General features: G+C 52.6%; 1 protein-coding gene. It reads left to right on the forward strand.

Annotation, left to right across the window (positions count from 1 at the left end):
* On the forward strand, positions 1-1,077 hold a 1,077-nt coding region (locus GRP75_RS27760), incomplete at both ends, for a PD-(D/E)XK nuclease family protein (protein WP_202404350.1).

The raw sequence follows: 1,077 nt of genomic DNA on the forward strand, positions 1-1,077 counted from the left end.
GTCGGAAACACGGACCGTACACGTGTGTCCGGTATTCAACATGCCTTTGTACTAGGTATGAACGAAGGTGTGATGCCGGCTGTGTTCCATGAGGACGGTGTGCTGAATGAGCAGGAGCGTACGGCATTAAACGAACGAGGCGTAGAGCTGGCGCCGGATATGACAAGACGTCTGTTGGACGAACGTTTTCTCGCTTATACGGCCCTTACTTCAGCCGGTAAAAGCCTGTGGATGAGCTATGCAGTGACTGATGAAGAAGGGAAGTCGTTGCTGCCGTCTGAGTTAGTACGACATGTGCGGCACCTGTTTCCTAGTCTGGACGAGCGTCCACTGGCTGGATACCCTTTGCCTGGGGATGCTTGGACGACGCAATGGGAGTATGCTTCTCATCCGTCCGAGGCTTTACCGCAGCTCATTGCGCAATTACGGCATTGGCGGCGTGGCGGTGACATTTTATCCCCTTGGTGGGAGGTATATAACTGGTACGCAAGCCAGCAAGGGCGTGAGAAGGACAAGCTGCGTCAGCTGTTGACCTCACTTTTTTACGAGAACCATGCCGAAATGCAGAAGGAAACGAGCCGCCGTCTGTACGGCAGCAAGCTGCGTACCAGCGTATCTCGTATGGAACGTTTTGTGGCATGTCCATTTTCGCACTTTGCCTCTCACGGTCTTCGTTTGAAGGAACGTCAAATGTATCGCCTGAAGGCCCCGGATATCGGACAATTATTTCATGCAGCGCTTGGAGAGATGGCGATCAATTTGCGTAAACGCAATGTCAGCTGGGGCAGTCTCAGCACGGAGGAATGCCGCCAAGAGGCGGAAAGTACAGTGGAGCGTTTGGCTCCTCGTCTGCAAGGCGAGATTTTAATGAGCTCCAAGCGGTATGGCTACATTTTGCGTAAATTGAAAGACATCGTGAGCCGTGCCTCGTTGATTTTAGGTGAACATGCGCGAAGAGGTAGCTTTGAGCCGATTGGGCTGGAGTTAGACTTTGGGCCGGGTCAGCAGCTTCCTCCGTTAAGCTTCCGGTTAGATAACGGCGTTGTAATGGAAATTGTCGGACGGATTGATCGTGTA

This window comes from Paenibacillus sp. OT2-17 (assembly GCF_009827695.1).
Lineage (GTDB): Bacteria > Bacillota > Bacilli > Paenibacillales > Paenibacillaceae > Paenibacillus > Paenibacillus polymyxa_B.